The organism is Sinomonas albida (assembly GCF_004919045.1).
Lineage (GTDB): Bacteria > Actinomycetota > Actinomycetes > Actinomycetales > Micrococcaceae > Sinomonas > Sinomonas albida.
The window spans coordinates 230538-250442 of record NZ_SWDW01000002.1 but is presented as its reverse complement, the minus strand read 5'-3'; the positions used below and the strand labels follow the sequence as shown (position 1 = coordinate 250442).

Annotated in this window: 14 protein-coding genes; 5 read left to right on the top strand and 9 right to left on the bottom strand. The window is 69.9% G+C overall.

Going from position 1 to position 19905, the window contains the following annotated elements:
- The first annotated feature begins 23 nt into the window (after positions 1 to 23).
- Positions 24 to 4139: an ATP-dependent RNA helicase HrpA gene (hrpA, locus tag E6A26_RS02965; protein ID WP_136609695.1), complete on the top strand. Its 4116-nt coding sequence runs from the start codon at positions 24 to 26 to the stop codon at positions 4137 to 4139.
- Between the two features lie 40 nt (positions 4140 to 4179).
- Here hrpA and E6A26_RS02960 read toward each other — a convergent pair whose 3' ends face one another.
- Genes E6A26_RS02960 through E6A26_RS02950 form a run of 3 tightly spaced genes read right to left on the bottom strand, consistent with a single transcriptional unit; the run spans position 4180 to position 6736 of the window.
- Positions 4180 to 4608 carry an HIT family protein gene (locus E6A26_RS02960; RefSeq protein WP_136609694.1) on the bottom strand — a complete coding sequence of 143 codons (429 nt, stop codon included), beginning with the start codon at positions 4606 to 4608 and terminating at the stop codon, positions 4180 to 4182.
- On the bottom strand, positions 4605 to 5813 hold the full coding sequence (locus E6A26_RS02955; protein ID WP_136609693.1) for an NAD(P)-dependent alcohol dehydrogenase: 1209 nt from the start codon (positions 5811 to 5813) through the stop codon (positions 4605 to 4607). Before E6A26_RS02955 ends, E6A26_RS02960 begins: the two co-directional genes overlap by 4 nt.
- Positions 5810 to 6736, bottom strand: a complete 927-nt coding sequence (locus E6A26_RS02950; RefSeq protein WP_136609692.1) for a sulfurtransferase — start codon at positions 6734 to 6736, stop codon at positions 5810 to 5812. The genes E6A26_RS02955 and E6A26_RS02950 overlap by 4 nt, the downstream gene beginning before the upstream one ends.
- Before the next feature lie 156 nt (positions 6737 to 6892).
- On the opposite strand from E6A26_RS02950, the gene cds1 reads away from it, so the two are divergent.
- A complete protein-coding gene (gene cds1 / locus E6A26_RS02945) occupies positions 6893 to 8029 on the top strand; it encodes an L-cysteine desulfhydrase Cds1 (protein WP_136609691.1) in 1137 nt (378 codons plus the stop codon).
- Between the two features lie 6 nt (positions 8030 to 8035).
- Here the strand turns inward: cds1 and E6A26_RS02940 are convergent, their stop codons facing one another.
- Positions 8036 to 8731: an MBL fold metallo-hydrolase gene (locus tag E6A26_RS02940; RefSeq protein WP_136609690.1), complete on the bottom strand. Its 696-nt coding sequence runs from the start codon at positions 8729 to 8731 to the stop codon at positions 8036 to 8038.
- A 122-nt stretch (positions 8732 to 8853) separates the two neighbouring features.
- Here E6A26_RS02940 and E6A26_RS02935 point away from each other — a divergent pair, with 122 nt between their 5' ends.
- A complete protein-coding gene (locus E6A26_RS02935) occupies positions 8854 to 9321 on the top strand; it encodes a Fur family transcriptional regulator (RefSeq protein WP_211128912.1) in 468 nt (155 codons plus the stop codon).
- 440 nt (positions 9322 to 9761) lie between these two features.
- Positions 9762 to 10223, top strand: a complete 462-nt coding sequence (locus E6A26_RS02930; RefSeq protein WP_211128933.1) for an Lrp/AsnC family transcriptional regulator — start codon at positions 9762 to 9764, stop codon at positions 10221 to 10223.
- On the opposite strand, the gene E6A26_RS02925 is transcribed toward E6A26_RS02930, so the two are convergent.
- The 5 genes from E6A26_RS02925 to E6A26_RS02905 form a co-directional block, all read right to left on the bottom strand.
- A complete protein-coding gene (locus E6A26_RS02925) occupies positions 10210 to 11112 on the bottom strand; it encodes a metal ABC transporter permease (protein ID WP_136609687.1) in 903 nt (300 codons plus the stop codon). The two genes, E6A26_RS02930 and E6A26_RS02925, sit on opposite strands and share 14 nt — an antisense overlap.
- Positions 11109 to 11999: a metal ABC transporter ATP-binding protein gene (locus E6A26_RS02920; RefSeq protein ID WP_136609686.1), complete on the bottom strand. Its 891-nt coding sequence runs from the start codon at positions 11997 to 11999 to the stop codon at positions 11109 to 11111. The genes E6A26_RS02925 and E6A26_RS02920 overlap by 4 nt, the downstream gene beginning before the upstream one ends.
- 29 nt (positions 12000 to 12028) lie before the next feature.
- The gene (locus E6A26_RS02915; RefSeq protein WP_234864942.1) at positions 12029 to 13003 is read right to left on the bottom strand and encodes a metal ABC transporter solute-binding protein, Zn/Mn family; all 975 of its coding nucleotides are present in this window, start codon (positions 13001 to 13003) and stop codon (positions 12029 to 12031) included.
- A gap of 142 nt (positions 13004 to 13145) precedes the next feature.
- Positions 13146 to 14222, bottom strand: coding sequence for a hemolysin family protein (locus E6A26_RS02910; RefSeq protein ID WP_136609797.1), 1077 nt, complete (start codon positions 14220 to 14222; stop codon positions 13146 to 13148).
- Positions 14222 to 15544: a hemolysin family protein gene (locus E6A26_RS02905; protein ID WP_136609685.1), complete on the bottom strand. Its 1323-nt coding sequence runs from the start codon at positions 15542 to 15544 to the stop codon at positions 14222 to 14224. The genes E6A26_RS02910 and E6A26_RS02905 overlap by 1 nt, the downstream gene beginning before the upstream one ends.
- A gap of 374 nt (positions 15545 to 15918) precedes the next feature.
- Between E6A26_RS02905 and E6A26_RS02900 the strand changes: the two genes are divergently transcribed.
- A complete protein-coding gene (locus E6A26_RS02900) occupies positions 15919 to 19779 on the top strand; it encodes a multifunctional oxoglutarate decarboxylase/oxoglutarate dehydrogenase thiamine pyrophosphate-binding subunit/dihydrolipoyllysine-residue succinyltransferase subunit (protein WP_136609684.1) in 3861 nt (1286 codons plus the stop codon).
- Positions 19780 to 19905: the final 126 nt, after the last annotated feature.

Here is a 19905-nt window from a genome sequence, read left to right as displayed (position 1 = left end):
CGCGCCACTAGACTGGATCAGCCATGTCCCTGACGATCACGTACCCCAGCGCCCTCCCGGTCTCCGAGCGGCGCGACGAGCTCATGGAAGCCATCGCCGCGAATCAGGTGACGATCATCGCGGGCGAGACCGGCTCGGGGAAGACCACGCAGATTCCCAAGATGTGCCTCGAGCTGGGCCTCGGGGACAAGGGGCTCATCGGCCACACCCAGCCGCGAAGGCTCGCGGCCCGGACGGTTGCCGAGCGCATCGCGGAGGAGCTCGGCGTCGAGCTGGGCCAGGAGGTCGGCTTCCAGGTCCGGTTCACGGGCGAGGTCGGCCCGCAGACCAAGGTCAAGCTCATGACCGACGGCATCCTGCTGGCCGAGATCCAGCGAGACCGCCTCCTCCGGCGCTACTCGACGATCATCATCGACGAGGCCCACGAGCGAAGCCTCAACATCGACTTCATCCTCGGCTACCTCAAGCGAGTCCTCCCCCAGCGCCCGGACCTCAAGGTCATCATCACGTCGGCGACGATCGATCCCGAGCGCTTCGCGCGGCACTTCGCGCGCGAGCTCCCGGATGGCACGGCGGAGCCCGCGCCAGTCCTCGAGGTCTCCGGCCGCACTTTCCCGGTCGAGATCCGCTACCGCCCGCTCGTCGCGGAGGCGAGCGACACTGACGACGACGAGGCCGCCGTCGCCCGCTCCGACGACGCGCTCGAGGACGACCGCGACCCGCTCGACGCGGTGTGCGACGCCGTCGACGAGCTCTCGCGCGAAGACCCGGGCGACATCCTCATCTTCTTCTCCGGCGAGCGCGAGATCCGCGACGCCGCGGACGCGCTCGCCGCGCGCATCCAGCGGAACCGCGTGCTCGCCAACGCGGAGATCCTTCCGCTGTTCGCACGCCTTTCGCTCGCCGAGCAGCACCGCGTTTTCACCCCGGGCGGACGGCGCCGGATCGTGCTCGCGACCAACGTCGCCGAGACGTCGCTCACCGTGCCGGGCATCAAATACGTCATCGACACGGGAACGGCGCGCATCTCCCGCTATTCGCATCGGACGAAGGTCCAGCGGCTGCCGATCGAGCGCGTCTCGCAGGCCTCCGCCAACCAGCGCGCGGGCCGTTGCGGCCGCGTCTCGGACGGCATCTGCATCCGCCTGTACTCCGAGGAGGACTACCTCTCCCGCCCCGAGTTCACGGACCCGGAGATCCTCCGCACGAACCTCGCGGCGGTCATCCTCCAGATGACGGCCATGGGCATCGCCCGCGGGCCGAAGGACGTCGAGGCGTTCCCGTTCGTCGAGCCGCCCGAGAGCCGCGCGATCAACGACGGCGTGACCCTCCTCCGCGAGCTCGGCGCCTTGGCGGACGGCCAGGGAAGCGGTTCGCGAGGCGGCCAGCACCATCACGACGGCGGTGCTGACGCGAACGACGGCGGCCGTCGCCCAGGCGCGCGCGGCGCCGGTGGGAAGGGGCAGGCCGGCGGGCTCACCGCCGTCGGCCACCAGCTCGCCCAGCTCCCCGTCGATCCGCGTCTGGGGCGCATGATCGTCGAGGCTTCGCGCCGCGACTGCGCGCGCGAAGTCATGGTGCTCGCCGCGGCACTCACCATCCAGGACCCGCGCGAGCGGCCCACGGAGAAGCGACAGCAGGCCGATGAGAAGCACGCGCGCTTCAAGGACGAGAACTCGGACTTCTCCGCCTACCTCAACCTCTGGAACTACCTCCAGGAGCAGCAGCGCGAGCTGTCGTCCTCGGCGTTCCGCCGGCTCTGCAAGGCCGAGTTCATCAACTACCTCCGCGTGCGCGAGTGGCAGGAGCTCTTCCAGCAGCTGCGGCAGCTCGCGCGTCCCCTCGGCATCAGCCTTGGCCAGGGCCGCGAGACTGATCCGGCGGGCAAGCACGACGCCGTGCACCAGTCCCTCCTCGCGGGCCTCCTGAGCCACATCGGGCTCCTCGACGAGCGCAAGCGCGAGTACGCGGGCGCGCGGGGGACCCGCTTCGCGATCTTCCCGGGCTCGGCGCTGTTCAAGAAGAGCCCCACGTACGTCATGGCGGCCGAGCTCGTCGAGACGAGCCGCCTGTGGGCGAGGACCGCCGCGAAGATCGACCCCGAGTGGGCGGAGCTCGTGGCCCCACACCTCGTGAAGCGCTCGTACTCGGAGCCCCACTGGTCGAAGCGCATGGGCTCGGTCATGGCGTATGAGAAGGTCACGCTCTACGGGGTGCCCGTGGTCCCCCAGCGGAGGATCAACTACGGGCGTGTCGACCCGGCCCTCGCCCGCGAGCTGTTCATTCGGCACGCGCTCGTCGAGGGCGACTGGCGGACGCACCACACGTTCTTCACGCGCAACCGGGCGCTGCTCGAGGAGGTCGACGAGCTCGAAGCGCGCACACGCCAGCGCGGCCTCCGCGTCGACGACGAGGCCCTGTTCGACTTCTACGACTCGCGGATCCCCGCCTCCGTGGTCTCGGAGCGGCACTTCGACTCGTGGTGGAAGAAGGCGCGGCTGGCCGACGGCCACCTCCTCGACTTCGACCGGGCCTTGCTCCTGAGCGAGAAGGCCGGCGGTCTCGACGACGCCGCCTACCCGACCGTGTGGCGGCAGGGCTCGTTCGAGCTGCCGCTCAGCTACGAGTTCCACCCGGTCGCGCCCGGCGGCACACCGGACCCGACCGACGGCGTCACCGCCGAGATCCCGGTCCTGTTCCTCAACCAGCTCGACCCCGAGCCGTTCCGGTGGCAGATTCCCGGCCAGCGAGCCGATCTCGTCGCGGCGCTCATCAAGTCCCTCCCGAAGCAGGTCCGGAAGAACTTCGTGCCCGCGCCGGACGTCGCCCGGCAGGCCGTCGCGGCCCTCGCGGCCGACTTCGACCCCCAGCGCGACGACCTCGAGCCGTCTCTCGAGCTCGTGCTTCGCCGGCTCAAGGGCCAGATCGTCCCGCCCGGCTCGTGGAACTGGGACGCCGTCCCCGCCCATCTGAAGATGTCCTTCAATGTGGTCGATGCGCAGGGGAAGGTCCTCGGGTCCGGCAAGGACCTGGCCGCGCTCCAGGAGGAGCTCGCCCCGGCGACGCGACACGCGATCGCCGAGTCCCTCGGAGCGACCCCCAAGACCGCGTCGCCGTCGCCCCGCCGGGGCGAGCGCGCGCCGTCGTCCGCCCGCCGGGGCGAGGGGGCGCCGTCGTCAGCCCAAGGCACGACGGCGGAGCGCGCCACGGGTGCGCGGCTGGCCGAGAGCTCGGGGCTGGCAGAACGCTCGGGGTTGGCAGACTGGACCGTGGGGACCATCGAACGGACCGTGAGCACCGTCGTCGCGGGGCACACGGTGACGGGCTACCCAGCGCTCGTCGACGAGGGCCGCGGCGCGAAGGGCCAGCAGGGCGCGCGCGGAACGGTGGGCCTTCGGGTGTTCCAGAGCGCCGACGATCAGCTGCGGGCGCACCGCGGCGGCGTCATCCGGCTCCTCGCCCTGCGCATCCCGCCGCCGGACCGCTACGTGCTCGAGCACCTCAACAATCGCGAGAAGCTCACGTTCAGCCAGAACCCCCACGGGAGCGTCCCCGAGCTCATCGCGGACTGCGTCCTCGCCGCGATCGACAAGCTCGTGCCAGGGCAGCTCCCGTGGGACCGGGCAGCGTTCGACGCTCTGTACGACGAGGTCCGTGCCGAGCTCATCGACACAGTCTTCGTGGTCACCGCCATCGTCGAGCCGGTCCTGGCAGCGTCCCTGCGCATCGGGAAGCAGCTCAAGGGCACCACGAGCCTCGCGCTCGTGAGCGGGCTCAACGACGTCAAGGCCCAGCTCGAGCAGCTCGTCTACCCCGGTTTTGTAGCACGAACGGGCTACGCCCAGCTCGCGCATCTTCCCCGCTATCTCCGCGCGATCGAGCGACGCCTCGAGAAGATGCCGGCCCACGTCCAGCGCGACGCGGTGGCGATGGCTGCCGTGCAAGCGCTCGAGGACGACTACGACGACGCCGCCGCGGCACTCGCCCCGACGGGGCGGAACGCCGCGAAGCTCGAGTCCGTCCGCTGGATGATCGAGGAACTGCGCGTGAGCCTCTTCGCAGTCGAGCTCGGGACAGCCGGGAAGGTCTCCGAGAAACGGGTGCGGCAGGCCCTCAACGAGGCGCTCGCGCCGGCGTAAGCCCGACCTCGGCGCCACCCGGCCCGACCTCGGCGGCCCCTCAGCTCTCGGGCACGAACTCCGCGTGCCCGGCGTCGCGGAGGGCCTGCCGGATCTTCTCCGCGGCGGCCTCCATCGTCGCCGGGTCCGGGTTGTGCTGTGCACGCTGGAAGTTGAACTCTGCCTCCGAGCTCGCCGGCCACACGTGCACGTGGAGGTGGTGCACCTCGAAGCCGGCGATGATGACGCCGGATCGTTCGACGCCGAACGCCTCGACCTGCGCCTGACCGACGGCCTGCGCGACGTTCATCACCTTCGCGAGCAGCTCGGGCGTGGCGTCCGTCCAGCGGTCGACCTCCTCGCGCGGCACTACGAGCGTGTGGCCGTCTGCGAGCGGACCGATGCTCAGGAACGCGACCACGTCCTGGTCCTTCCAGACGAACCGTCCGGGAATCTCGCCATCGATGATCTTCGTGAAGATGGTGCTCATGCCTGTCCCTCCCCGGCCTGCGCCGAGCCGGTCCCCGCCGCGAGCGTCGCGGTATCGAGGACGAAGCGGTATTTGACGTCTCCGGCCACCATACGGTCGTACGCCTCGTTGAGGCCGTCCGCGGCCACGAGTTCGATGTCCGAGACCACGCCGTGCTCGGCGCAGAAGTCCAGCATCTCCTGGGTCTCGGCGATGCCCCCGATGAGCGAGCCGGCGTATGTGAGCCGACGCCGGATGAGGAGCCCGGGATCCACGGGCGCCATCTGGCCCGAGGGCAGGCTCAGCTGGAAGAGGGCGCCGTCGAGACGCAGCGTCCGCAGATAGTCGTTCACGTCGTGCGGGGCGGCCACCGTATCGATGACGAGGTCGAGCGTGCGGCGCGCCGCCGCGAGCTGCTCGGGATCGCTCGTGACGATCACGGCGTCGGCGCCGAGCTCGCGGGCGGCGCCGGACTTCGCGTCGGAACGGGTGAACACCGTGACCTCGGCACCCATCGCCTTCGCGAGCCTGACCGCCATATGGCCCAGTCCGCCCAGGCCCACGACGCCGACGCGCTCCCCCGGCTCGACGCCGAAGTAGCGCAGTGGCGAGTACGTGGTGATCCCTGCGCACAGGAGCGGCGCGGCCGCCGCGGGGTCGAGTGCCTCGGGGATGCGAAGCACAAACTTCTCGGTGACGACGATGCGCTGCGAATAGCCGCCCTGGGTTAATTCGCCGCCGTTGCGGGGATCCGCGGCGCCATACGTGCCGACCATGCCCCGCTCGCAGTACTGCTCGACGCCGTCGAGGCAGTTCTCGCACTCGCGGCACGAATCGACCATGCAGCCGACTCCCACCCTGTCCCCCACGGCGAAGCCCAGGACATCGACGCCGACGCGGCTCACGCGGCCCACGATCTCGTGGCCCGGCACGAGCGGCCAAGGCCGCTCGCCCCACTCCCCGCGCGTCGCGTGCACGTCGGAGTGGCAGAGCCCGCAGAACTCGATGTCGATCTCGACGTCGTCCGGCTTGGGATCGCGGCGGTGGATGACGAGCGGCACGAGCCCGCTGGTCGCCGACGTCGCGCCGCACGCCGCAACGTCGGTGCCGTTCGGGGCTGTGGAGGCTTCTCGGGTCGGAGCGGACGACGGCGGGACGCTGGCTTCATCGGTCAACGTGCGCCGCACCTTGTCCGCTCCGGGCAAGACCGGGCGTCCAGGACTCATGCTTCCGACGCTATCCCATCTGCCGAGCTCATCCCAGACGCGTCCGCCTCGCGCGAGCGCTCCCCGCGCGGCTCCGGACCGACCGCGACCGGCCGCGAGGGGTCCCTCGACCATTGCGAGAAGGAGCCCGGGTAGAGCGCCGCGTCGATCCCTGCGATGGCGAGGGCGGCGACGTCGTGCGCCGCGGTTACCCCCGAACCGCAGTAGACCGCGACGGGGCGCCCGGCCTCGACGCCGAGGGCGGCGAAACGCCGGCGGAGCTCCTCCGCGGGGAGGAACGCGCCGTCGTCGGCCAGGTTGCCGGACGTCGGGGCGCTCACGGCGCCCGGGATGTGGCCTGCCCTGGGATCGACCGGCTCGACCTCGCCGCGGTAGCGCTCCCCGGCCCGGGCGTCGAGCAGCACGCCGGGATACTGCGCGGCCTCGTCCGCGTCGATCGTCGCGAGGGCGCGGGCTCCGAGGCGCACCCGGCCCGGCGCCACCTCGCGGGTTCCGCTCTCGAGCGGGTAATCGCCACGCCGCCACGCCGCGAGGCCCCCGTCGAGGATCCACACGTCAGTGAGCCCGGCGTCGCGCAGCATCCACCACGCCCGGGCCGCGGCCTGCCCGAAGGAATCGTCGTAGACCACCACGGAATCACCGTCGTCGATCCCCCATCGGCGGGCCGACTCCTCGAACTGTTCGCGCGACGGGAGCGGGTGGCGGCCACCCGCCGCCTCCTCGGCGCTGCCCGACTCGACCGGCACGGCCAGCTCGCGCGCAAGGTCCGCGAAGACGGCTCCAGGGATATGGGCCTCAGAGTAGGCCTCGCGGCCATCCGGGCCGCCGAGCGCCCACCGGACGTCGAGAATCACGGCGGACTCGCCCTCGTCGAGCCTCCGCTTGAGCTCCTGCGCGGAGATCAGCACCCGCTGCGTGCCCATGGCCACTCCTCCCTCAGAGACTCCGCCCCGCTCCTGGAGACGCAGTCCCGCCACCTCGTGCCGTTCGCGTCCCTTCAACACTAGTCCGCGCGGCAACCCCGGTCCGCGCGGCGACGCAGCGCGCCCGAGCGTGGGGCGCCGTCGTACGCTGGCTCGATGGAACCTCACCGGACCACCGGCCGCGCCGCCGAGACCCCGCCCCTTCCGCCGCTCCGGGATCCGCGCGGGACGGCGCGGGCCTGGGCGGACGAGGCCATCCGCCGCCTCGAGGCGGACGCGCGGCGCAGCGCGGACACACACCTGCACGCCGTCCCGCTGCCCGCCTCGTGGGGCGTCGACCTCTACCTCAAGGACGAATCGACGCATCGCACCGGGAGCCTCAAGCACCGCCTCGCGCGATCGCTCTTCCTGTTCGGCCTCGTCAACGGCTGGATCCGCGAAGGCACGGTGGTGGTCGAGGCCTCGAGCGGCAGCACGGCAGTGTCGGAGGCCTACTTCGCCCGCCTCATCGGCGTGCCGTTCGTCGCCGTCATGACCCGAGGGACCAGCCAGGAGAAGATCTCGCTCATCGAGTCCTACGGCGGCCGGTGCCATTTCGTAGACGCTGCCGGCGAGGTCTACGGCGAGGCCGCGCGCCTCGCCGCCGAGTGCGGGGGCCACTACCTCGACCAGTTCACGTACGCCGAGCGGGCCACGGACTGGCGTGGCAACAACAACATCGCGGAGACGATCTTCGCGCAACTCGAGGTCGAGCGGCATCCAGTTCCGCGCTGGGTCGTGGTCGGCGCGGGAACGGGCGGCACGAGCACGACGATCGGCCGCTATGTGCGCTACCGCCGCTTCGCGACCCGCCTCGCCGTGGTGGATCCGGAGCGGTCCGCGTTCTACCCGAGCTGGGAGACGGGAGAAGCGGCCGACGGCGAGGCATCCCGCATCGAGGGAATCGGACGTCCGCGGCTCGAACCCAGCTTCAACCCAGCGATCGTGGACCGCATGGTGCCCGTCCCGGACGGCGCATCCATCGCGGCGATGCGTCACCTCAAGGAGCGCTTCGGCTTCGACGCCGGCCCGTCGACTGGCACCAACCTGTGGGGCGTGTGGCAGCTCATCGCCGAGATGATCGCGGGCGGCGAGAGTGGGAGCGTCGTGACCCTCATGTGCGACGGCGGCGGCCGCTACGCAAACTCGTACGGCAGTGACGCGTGGCTCGCCGCGAACGGCCTCGACCCCAGGCCCCACACGCGAGTCCTCGAGGAGTTCTTCGCGACCGGCCTCTGGCCCGGCCGAGCCTAATCCGCTTCAGAGCTCGACCGAGTCCCCCGGCTCGAGGTGCGTGTACTCGGTTCCGTAGATCTGCCCGATCCGCTTCGCGTGGCCCTCGACGAGTCCCGTCCCGAGCGAGTTGAGCAGCGCGTTGTGGACCGGAAACGCCCGGCGCGCGCGGACGGCAATGATGAAGTCCAGCACCTCGCCGATCTTGTTCCACGGCGCGTGGATGGGCACGAGGAGCGTCCCGACCTCGAGCCCGTGCGGGACGGTGAACGAATCCCCGGGGTGGAACACTTCGCCGTCCACGAGGTAGCCGATGTTGGCGACCACGGGGACGAGCGGGTGGATGAGGGCGTGCTGGCTCCCGAACGTCTGAATGTGGAAGCCTGCAGCGTCGAACTCGGTGTTCGGCTCGGCCCGGTGGACCCGCGGGGCCGCCGACGGCGCAGCAGCGCGGAGCTGGACGGCGACCGGTTCGGGGGCCCACGCCTCGAGCGACGGATTGGCCTCGAGCGCCGCGGCCGCGCGGTCGATGTCCACGTGGTCGGCGTGCTCGTGGGTGACGAGGAACGCCTCGGCGCCATCGAGCGCCTCCTCGACCTCGGAGAGGTTCCCCGGGTCGATGACGAGCACGCGGCGCGCACCGCCGTCGTCTGCTGCCGCGGTGGAACCGTGCGCGGGCTTCTCGAGCCGCACGCATGCATGGGTGTACTTGGTGAGCCTCATGCGGTCAGTCTAGGCAGGCTTGTTAGGCTGGAATATCTGCGGGCGGGCCGCGTTTCCCTCACGGAGGGCGGGCAGATCGGGACTAATCGGACGGCGCGGGGCCGCCCGGGTTGGAGGAAGCAGTGACCGGGACGACGGCGACGGGCGGCAACAGCGCGACCGGCGGACGCGAGCAGCGCGTCACGAAGCAGAAGGTCGCCGTGAGCGAGGCCCTCGACGACCTCGCCGACTTCGTCTCCACCCAGGAATTGCACCGAATCCTTCAGGATCGCGGTGCGTCAGTCTCGCTCGCCACGACCTACCGGATCGTCCAGGCGATGGCCGAAGACGGCCTGCTCGACGTGCTACGAGCGGACGACGGCGAGGCTCGCTACCGGCGCTGCGAGGCCCACGGGCATCACCACCACCTCGTGTGCCGCCGCTGCGGCAAGGCAGTGGAGATCGAAGCCCCCGCAGTCGAGGCCTGGGCGAACCGCATCGCCAATGAGCACGGCTATACGCAGGTGGAGCACACGGTTGAGATCTTCGGGCTGTGTCCCGAATGCTCCGCAGCGGTCGCCGCGGAGGCTCGCACCGAAGTGCCACGGTGACGAGAACCCGCCCGACGCGTGCCGGAGAGCACTGGGGCGAGACCGGAAACCGCTAGGGCGCCGGTGCGCCATACGTGAGCCGAGCCTGCGACCTAGGTGTTTTCAACTAGGTGTTTTCAACGACGAAGGCCCCCTCCCACCGCGGTGCGCGATGGATGGGGGCCTTCGTCGCGCGGCCAAGTGGACCGCGCGGTGGACCAAACACGGAGTGTGAACAAGAACGTGCAGGAACGCGTGAACAGGAGGCAGGGCCGGTGGGTGCCCATGTCCGGTCACTCGGGTGGTGTGCCTCGGGCCGGCAGCCTCCGCCGTCGGGCCGGTGGGCCTTCGGGTGGACTGCCAACATTTCAGCAATCTCCACGCACATCGCGCAACACTCTCCGGCTACACTGGTCGATCTGAATAGACCGACGCTTCAATCCAGGGGAGAAGTGATCAGATTGCAGCAACTCGACGCCACCGACCGTCGGATCCTCCTCGCGCTCGACGAAGATCCGCGCATGCCTGTCATGGTGCTCGCGCAGCGCCTCCAGCTCGCGCGGGGCACGGTGCAGTCACGTCTCGAACGCATGACGGCGAGCGGCGCGCTCCGCCCGCACAGCAACCGCGTGGACGCGATGGCCCTGGGGCGCGGAGTGTCCGCCGAGGTCGCCGCCGAACTCGACCAGAGCCGACTCAACGAGGCCATCGCCGCGCTCCGCGAGATCCCAGAGGTACTCGAATGCCTCGCTCCGGCGGGCGACACCGATCTGCTGATCCGTGTCGTGGCCACGAGTCCCGACGACCTCTACCACGTCTCGGAGGAGATCCGGCTGTGCCCCGGGATCACGCGGACCTCCACACGCATGATCCTCCGCACGGTCATCCCCTACCGGACGACGGCGCTGCTCACGAACGGGTGAGCGTCCGTTCGCGAGCGGCTGGCCGCAGCACGCGCCCATAGCTCCCCCAGCGCCGTCGAGCGCCCGCGATGGCGGCGCACACGGCGTAGATCAGGAAGGACAGCGTGGTGACGTAAGGGCTGATCGGGATGCGCCCGCCGAGCGAGAGCATGATGCCGCCCACGGTCGCAACGACGGCGAAGACGACGCTCAGCACCACCGCGGGCACGGGTGCGGCGGTGACCTTCTGGGCGGCCGCGGCGGGGGTGATGAGCAGCGCGAGCACGAGCAGCGCGCCGACGACCTGGATCGAGAGGGCCACGCTCACGCCGAGCAGTGCCATGAACAGGATCCCGAGGAAACGGACCGGGACCCCACGAGCCCGCGCCATCTCGGGGTCCACGCTCGCGAAGCCGAGCGGGCGCCACACGAGCACGAGCACGGCAATGACCGCGACGGCCGCGCCCGCGAGAACCTGGAGCTGGACGGTGTCGACGGCAACGATCTGCCCCGTCAGGAGCCCGAACTTGTTGGCAGAACGGCCCTGGTAGAGGGAGAGGAACAGGATCCCGAGCCCGAGGCCGAACGGCATGAGCACGCCGATGATCGAGTTCTTGCTCCGGGCCCGCCCGCCCATGAAACCGATCGTGAGGGCCGCGGCAATCGATCCGACGAGCGAGCCGGTCACGACGTCCGCCCCAACGAGCAGCGCAAACGACGCCCCCGCGAACGACAGCTCGGAGATCCCGTGCACGGCGAAGGCGAGATCCCGGCGGACCACGAACGTGCCGACCAGCCCGCCCAGCAGACCGAGGACCGCCCCCGCCCACACCGAGTTCTGCACGAGTGCCAGAATCTCGCCGTAGTTGTCGAAGGAGAAGACGGAGTTCCAGAGGTCCCCGAGGCTCATGCGCCTGCCTCCTCGGTCTCCTGGTCGAGCTGCGGCACCGCATGCCCGTGGTGGAGGTGCGTCATGGCGTCCGGGAGGCCGACGACGACGATGCGGCCGTTGATCTTGCTGACCTCCACTCGGCTCCCGTACAGCTCGGAGAGCACCTCGGTGCGCATGACCTCGGCGGGCGTCCCCATGCGGAACCGCCCCTCGGCGAGGTAGAGGATGCGGTCCACGTAGTCGAGGATCGGATTGATCTCGTGGGTGACGAAGACGACGGCGGCGCCCGTCTCCGCGCGCTGGCGGTCGATGAGCGAGCTCACGGCGTGCTGATGGTTGAGGTCGAGCGCGAGGAGCGGCTCGTCGCAGAGCAGGACGGCCGGATTGCCCGCGACCGCCTGCGCGACCCGGAGGCGCTGCAGCTCCCCACCCGAGAGCTGGCCCACCGGCACCTTCGCGTAGTCCGAGGCTCCGACCCGGGCGATCAGACTGTCGATCTCCTTGTTCACTGCGCGCTGCGAGAGCCGCACGCCCCAGCGGTGGCCGTCGACGCCCAGCCCGACGAGGTCCCGGGCCCTGAGCGGAACGTCCGCCGCGAAGCCCTTCTGCTGGGGGATGTATCCGATCTCCCGACCGGCGGTGCCCGCCGGTCGCCCCGCGATCTCGGCACTTCCCGAAGTGAGCGGGAGGAGCCCGAGGAGCACCTTGAGGAAGCTCGTCTTGCCACTCCCGTTCGGGCCGAGCACCGCGAAGAACTCCCCGGGACGAATGTCGAGGTCGAGGCCGTCCCACAGCGTGCGGGGCCCGAACGAGAGCGAGGCTCCCCGGAGGGCGACGGCGGGAGCGGCTGGCTCCGCGCCAGCGCGCGGGGCAGGGAGGGGAGCCGCTCCGCCGTCGTCTGTCATGGACGACAAGTCTAGGCGAGCGAAGGGGGTCAGCTGGCCCCGCCCAGCGCCTTGGCTAGGGAGTCCGCGTTCGCGCCCATCCACGCCACGTAGTCGGTGCCCTCAGGCATCGTCTCGTAGAAGTCCACCACCGGGAGCTTGGCATCCTCCGCGACCTTCCTGAGGGCCACGATCTGCTGTGTCTCCGTCTGAGGATTGAAGGCCAGCAGCTTGACCTCGTGCCCCGTGAGGAGATCCTGCATGCCCTTGAGCGCGGCCGGCGGGACGTCGTTGCCGGCCTCGGAAGCGGCGCTGAACTCCTCGGGCGTCTTGTTCTCAAGGCCGGCGGCCTCGAGCATGTAGAGGGGAACGGGCTCCGTGATCGCAACACCCTCGCCGTGGTGTGCCGCCTTGATCGCATCGAGCTTTGAAGTGATGCCCGCGAGCTTGCCCTCCCACTGGGTGGCACGGTCCTTGAAGCTCTGGGCATCCGCGGAGTCGAGCTGGCCGAGCCGCTCGGCGACGGCGTCGGCGACCTTCTTCATGGCTGCCTGGCTGTACCAGATGTGCTCGTTGAACTCGGCAGAGGGCGAGGCGCTGGCCCCGCTCCGCAGGCCCGAGGCGTCGACGGCGTTGAGGACCCCCTGACCAGAGAGCTTGGCCTCGTCCGCGAGCTTCGACATGAAGTCGTCGTAGCCGCCCCCGTTGAGGACCACGAGCTTGGCCTTCGACACGGCCACGCGGTCCTGGCTCGTCGCCTCGTAGGAATGAGGATCCTGGCTCGACTTGGAGATGAGCGAGGTCACGGAGACCTTGTCCCCGCCAATCTGCTTGACGATGTCGCCGTACACGTTCGTTGAGGCAACGACGGCGATCTGGCCGGCGGAGGAGCCGGAGGCGGAGGCGGAGCCGGACGCCGGGCTCGCGGAGGACTGGGCACCGCACGCGCTGAGCGCGAGCGAAGCGGCCACGAGCGAGCTGGCGAGCACAAGCCGCCGGGAGGCGGGGAGAGCGGACAAGAGCACGGGGAATCCTCAGTTCACGTCGAACGGCAGAGAGTGGCCCGAAGGCGCTAATGCGAACGCATCGCATTCACAACAGCTCCACTGTAACCGTTCTTAGGAACAATTCCCATTTAGGGGACCGACCGTCGCGGAACCGGCGCTGTCAGGCGTCGGCGCTCTCCCCCAGCCGCCGCCCCCTGCCGGCCCGCGCCTGCGTCGCATCGCGGATCTCGCCGACAAGCTGTTCGATGACGTCCTCGAGGAACAGGACGCCGCGGGTGCCGCCTTCCCGTCCCATGACGCGCGCCACGTGGAGGCCGCTCTTCTGCATATCGGTGAGCGCCTCCTCGACCGTCGCGTTGGCCGCGATGTTCGCGAGCGAACGGACGCGCGCCTCGCCGATAGGCCGCTCGCGCGCGGCATCCGGGATCGCCAAGACGTCCTTGACGTGCAGATAGCCGGCGAGCTCGCCGTCGTCGTCGACCATGGGGAAACGTGAGAACCCGGTCTTGGCCACGGCCTTCTCGAACGCCGCCGGGGTTGCCGACGTCGAAAGGGTCACGAGCTCGGCGAGCGGGACCATGATCGATTCGACCGTCTGGTCGGAGAATTCGAGGGCGCCCGTGAGCAGCCCGGACTCGTCGTCGACAAGGCCCGAGCGGGTCGAGAGCTCCACGATCGTCTGGACCTCCTCGAGCGTGAACGACGACGCAACCTCGTCCTTCGGCTCGACCCGCAGGAGGCGGAGCACCACGTTCGCCGCCCAGTTGAGCGCCACGATGACGGGGCGCACGACCTTGGAGACGGCCACGAGCGCCGGTGCCAGGACGATCGCAGCGCGGTCGGCGACCGAGACCGAGATGTTCTTGGGCACCATCTCGCCGAAAGTAACGTGAAGGAACGTCACGAGCGCGAGGGCCACGACGAACCCGACCGTGTCACCGACCTCAACCGGCAGCCGGAGGGCCGTGAGCGGCACGCCGATGAGATCGTGGATGGCAGGCTCTGCGACCTGGAGAAGCAGGAGCGAGCACACGGTGATGCCCAGCTGCGCGCAGGCCAGCATGAGCGAGACGTGCTCCATCGCGCGCAACGTGGTCGCCGCTCGGCTCGACCCCGCGTCCGCGAGAGGTTCGATCTGGCTGCGCCGCGCCGACATGATCGCAAACTCGGCGCCGACGAAGAACGCGTTGCCGAGCAGCAGGATGACGAGCCAGACGATTCCGCCCCAGTCCCCCATCACGCGTCAACCCCTTCCGCCGGCTCGACGGCCGAACGCTCGGGAGCGAATCGCAGGCGGTCCACGCGCCGGCCATCCATCCGGGTCACTTCGAGGGCGCCGCCGTCGACCCCTATCGTGTCGCCTTGGACAGGCACGCGCCCCAGCACACTCATGACGAAGCCACCCACCGTCTCATACGAGGGATTGTCCTCGACCACGAGTCCGGGCACGTGCTCGGAGACTTCGTCGGGGCGCATGAGGCCTGGGAAGTACCAATCTCCGGAGGCGCTCTGGAGAACGCCCGGGACGAGGCGGTCGTGTTCGTCCGAGACCTCGCCCACGATCTCCTCGACGAGGTCCTCGAGGGTCACGACGCCGGCGGTTCCCCCGTACTCGTCGAGCACGACGGCGAGCTGGAGGTTGCCGTCGCGCAGCTGCGATATGAGCGCGTCGAGGTGGATCGTCTCGGGGACGCGGAGCACGTCCGTCATGATGGCGCCCGCCTCGATCTTCCCGCGCTTCTTCGCCGGCACGGCCACCGCCTTCTTGACGTGCACGAGCCCCCGCACGTCGTCCGGCGAGTCGCCGATGACCGGGAAGCGCGAATGGCCCGTGGCACGCGCGGCAGCGATGATGGCGTCCACGGTCTCGGTCGCCTCGATGGTCGTCACGCGCATGCGCGGGGTCATGACGTCCGCCGCGGTGCGCTCCGCGAAGCTCAGCGTGCGGGAGACGAAGCGGGCCGTCCCCTCGTCGAGCGTTCCGAGCTCTGCCGAACGCCGCACGAGCGAGGCGAGCTCGGCGGGCGAGCGCGCGCCCGAGATCTCCTCCTGGGCCTCGATGCCCATGCGACGCAGGACGCTGTTGGCGAAGCCGTTGAGCACGACGATCGCCGGCTTGAAGAGGGCCGTGAACACGAGCTGGGGGCGGGCGACGGCGCGCCCCACCGCGAGCGCGCGGGCGATCGCGAGGTTCTTGGGGACCAGCTCGCCGAGCAGCATCGAGCCGAGGGTCGCGATGACCATGGCGATCACGAGCGACACAGCATGGGCGCCTGGCAGCCCGAGCGCGGAGAGCGGGGTCTCGAGGAGCTTCCCGACGGAGGGCTCCATGACGAAGCCGGTCAGGAGCGTGGTGACGGTGATGCCGAGCTGGCAGCTCGAAAGCTGGGTCGAGAGCGACGTGAGGCACAGCATGAGCGACTTGGCGCCCTTCTCCCCGCGCTCGACGCTGCGCTGGACCGTCGCATGGTCGAGGGCGACGAGGGAGAATTCCACGGCGACGAAGAAGCCCGTGCCGAACACGAGAGCGATTCCCGCCGCGAGAAGCAACCACTCCATTTAGAAGGGCACCGCCATGGACAACGGCGGGAGCTGGCGAACGCGCCGCTCATTTCGACGGAGTGTAGAAATAAAGGAAGAACTGACGAAACTGGATCGGTGTGGGTCATCGTCCATAGCCCTTCCAGCTTATCAGCCGGGCCACGGCGCCATGCGGCGAACAACACCGTGTGACACTGGCCACGGATTGTCCGTTTACGCCGCTCGATCACTAGACTGGTCCAGAGTGTGAGCGCAACGGTTGGACGCCAGCGTTCACGGTGGCAGGCGGCTCCTGTCCCGACATCGAACCGCCTGCCGGGCCCTGGTCCGGTGGTTGGCCTGCAATGACCTGCCTGCGGGCCAAATAGATCGATGGAAGAGGCGTATCTCCAGTGCCAGAACTGCCAACCCACCGCTTGCCCGAAGAATTCGGCGGCAATGAGTGGCTTGTCGATGAGCTCTACGAGCAGTATCAGCAGAACAAGAACTCGGTCGACTCGAAGTGGTGGCCCCTCTTCGAATCGTTCGACTCAGACGACGCCGCAGGCGGCTCCGCGGTGGTGAACGGCTCCGCGAAGGCGCAAGCCGTTGAGGCCCTGAACCGGTCCACTGGTGCGTCGGCCCCCGCGCAGGCTTCCTCCCCGCAGGCCCCGGCCGGCGCCGCGCCGTCGGCCGCCGCGCGCCCCGCCCCCGCCCAGGCTTCGGCCTCCGCTCAGAGCACGGCACCGGCCCCGTCTGCCGCCCCGGCCCCCGCGTCGGCGCCTGCCGCGAAGAAGGGCGCGGCCGCCGTCGTCCGTGACGGCGCCAAGCCCTCGGCAAGCGGCCCGATCCCGGCCCAGCTGCCCAAGAAGGCCAAGGACGAGACGGTCGAGGACGACGTCGTCACGACGCTCCGCGGCCCCGCCAAGGCGATCGCCGCCAACATGGTGACGAGCCTCGAGGTCCCGACCGCGACGACGGTGCGTGCCGTGCCCGCGAAGCTCCTCATGGACAACCGCATCGTCATCAACAACCACCTCTCGCGTGTGCGCGGCGGCAAGGTCTCGTTCACGCACCTCATCGGCTTCGCCGTGATCCGCGCCCTCAAGCTCATGCCGTCCATGAACGTCAGCTACGACGAGATCGACGGCAAGCCCGTCGCGGTCCAGCACTCGCACGTCAACTTCGGCATCGCGATCGACCTTCCGGGCAAGGACGGCGCGCGCCTCCTCGTCGTCCCGAACGTCAAGAAGGCCGAGACCATGAACTTCTCGGAGTTCTGGCACACGTACGAGGACCTCATCAAGCGCGCCCGCGCCGGCAAGCTCACGGCGGACGACTACTCCGGCACGACCGTCTCGCTCACGAACCCCGGCGGCATCGGCACGGTCCACTCGGTCCCGCGCCTCTCGAAGGGCCAGGCAGCGATCGTGGGCGTCGGCGCCCTCGAGTACCCGGCCGAGTTCCAGGGCTCCTCGGAGAAGGTGCTCGCGCTCTCGGCCGTCGGCAAGATCATCACGCTCACGTCGACGTACGACCACCGCGTGATCCAGGGCGCCGGCTCGGGCGAGTTCCTCCGGATCGTCCACCAGCTCCTGCTCGGCGAGCAGGGCTTCTACGACGAGATCTTCGAGTCGCTCCGCATCCCGTACGAGCCCGTGCGCTGGAGCCCGGACCTGCAGGTGAACCCCGAGGACACCATCAACAAGGTGGCCCGGATCCAGCAGCTCATCCACGCATACCGCGTGCGCGGCCACCTCATGGCGGACACGAACCCGCTCGAGTACGTCCAGCGCCGGCACCCGGACCTCGACGTCCTCACTTACGGCCTCACCCTCTGGGACCTCGAGCGCGAGTGGCCCACGGGCGGCTTCGGCGGCCGGCCGAAGGCCAAGTTCCGCGACATTCTGGGCGTGCTCCGCGACGCCTACTGCCGCACGACCGGCACCGAGTACATGCACCTCCAGGAGCCGGCCGAGCGCAAGTGGTTCCAGGACGAGATGGAGCACCCGTACAAGAAGCCGAGCCGCGAGGAGCAGCTCCGGATCATCTCGCGCCTCAACGCGGCCGAGGCGTTCGAGACGTTCCTCCAGACCAAGTTCGTGGGCCAGAAGCGCTTCTCGCTCGAGGGCGGCGAGTCCCTCATCCCGCTGCTCGACGCGATCCTCTCCGGCGCGGCCGAGGACGGGCTCGACGAGGTCGGCATCGGCATGGCCCACCGCGGGCGCCTCAACGTGCTCACCAACATCGCGGGCAAGACCTATGCCCAGGTCTTCCGTGAGTTCGAGGGCACTCAGGACCCCCGCAGCGTCCAGGGCTCCGGCGACGTCAAGTACCACCTCGGCACCGAGGGCACGTTCACGGCGGAGAACGGCAAGCAGACCAAGGTCTACCTCGCCGCGAACCCGTCCCACCTCGAGGCCGTCGACCCGGTCCTCGAAGGCATCGTCCGCGCCAAGCAGGACCGGCTCGACTCGGGCGAGGCGTTCCCCGTCCTGCCGATCCTCGTCCACGGCGACGCGGCCTTCGCGGGCCAGGGCGTCGTCGCAGAGACGCTGAACCTCTCGCAGCTGCGCGGCTACCGGACGGGCGGCACGATCCACATCATCGTGAACAACCAGGTCGGGTTCACGACGTCGCCGTCGGCGTCCCGCTCGTCGGTCTACTCGACCGACGTCGCGAAGATGGTCCAGGCGCCGATCTTCCACGTCAACGGCGACGACCCCGAGGCGGTCGTCCGCGTCGCGCAGCTCGCGTACCGCTTCCGGCAGCGCTTCCACAAGGACGTCGTGATCGACCTCGTGTGCTACCGCCGCCGCGGCCACAACGAGGGCGACGACCCGTCGATGACCCAGCCGCTCATGTACAACCTCATCGAGGCGAAGCGCTCCGTCCGCAAGCTCTACACCGAGAGCCTGATCGGCCGCGGCGACATCACGCAGGACGAGGCCGAGCAGCTGCTCCGCGACTACCAGGAGCGCCTCGAGCGCGTCTTTGCGGAGACGCACGCGGCGCAGACCTCGCCGATCCCGATCGTCACGAGCGACCTCAAGGCGGTCTCGGACCTCGAGCGTCCCATCTCGCAGCAGCAGGAGGACTCGTCGGGCGAACAGCACCCCGAGTCCACGGCTGTCACTCCCGAGGCCTTCGCCCGCATGGGCCGGGCGCACCTCGAGATCCCGGACGGCTTCACGGTCCACCCGAAGCTCAAGCAGCTCCTCGAGCGGCGCGAGCAGATGTCCCGCGAGGGCGGGATCGACTGGGGCTTCGGCGAGCTGGCGGCTTTCGGCTCGCTCACCACCGAGGGCATTCCGGTCCGCCTCGCAGGCCAGGACTCGCGGCGCGGCACGTTCGTCCAGCGCCACGCGGTCTTCCACGACCGGACCACGGGCGCCGAGTGGACCCCGCTCGCGAACCTCTCGCCGGACCAGGCGAAGCTCGCGATCTATGATTCGTCGCTCTCTGAATACGCCGCCCTCGGCTTCGAGTACGGCTACTCGGTGGAGCGCCCGGACGCGCTTGTCCTGTGGGAGGCCCAGTTCGGCGACTTCGTCAACGGCGCCCAGACGATCATCGACGAGTTCATCTCCTCGGCCGAGCAGAAGTGGGGCCAGCGGTCCTCGGTGGTCATGCTCCTCCCCCACGGCTACGAGGGCCAGGGGCCCGACCACTCGTCGGCGCGCATCGAGCGCTTCCTCCAGCTGTGCGCCGAGGACAACATGGTGGTCGCCCACCCGAGCACGCCGGCCTCGCACTTCCACCTCCTGCGCCGCCAGGCCTACAGCCGGCCGCGGAAGCCGCTCATCGTCTTCACGCCGAAGCAGCTCCTGCGCCTCAAGGCCGCCGCGTCGCCGGTGGAGGAGTTCACCACGGGAGCGTTCCGCCCGGTGATCCCCGACCAGGAGAACCTCGACCCGCAGGGCGTCCAGCGCGTGCTGCTCGTCTCGGGCCGCCTGTTCTACGACCTCCAGGCGCAGCGCACGAAGGCCAAGGACACCACGACTGCCCTGGTCCGCATCGAGCAGCTGTACCCGCTCCCGACGGCAGAGATCGCCGCCGAGCTCGCGAAGTACCCGAACGCGGAGGTCGTGTGGGCCCAGGACGAGCCGGCCAACCAGGGCGCGTGGCCGTTCATGGCCCTCAACCTGGCACCCCAGCTCGACCGCGAGCTGCACATCGTGTCGCGCCCGGCGTCCGCCGCGACGTCGGCCGGCTCGATGAAGCGCCACTCCGCTGAGGAGTCGACGCTCATCGAGGAGTGCTTCCAGCTCTGACGCTCCCAGGGCTCCTGCCGCACGGACGGCGCGGAGCCCCACGCAGCGGACGACGGCGGCCCGCACCTTCCCAGCGAGGGTGCGGGCCGCCGTCGTCGGCGTAGGCACTGCCCGCCGCCGGTGTTG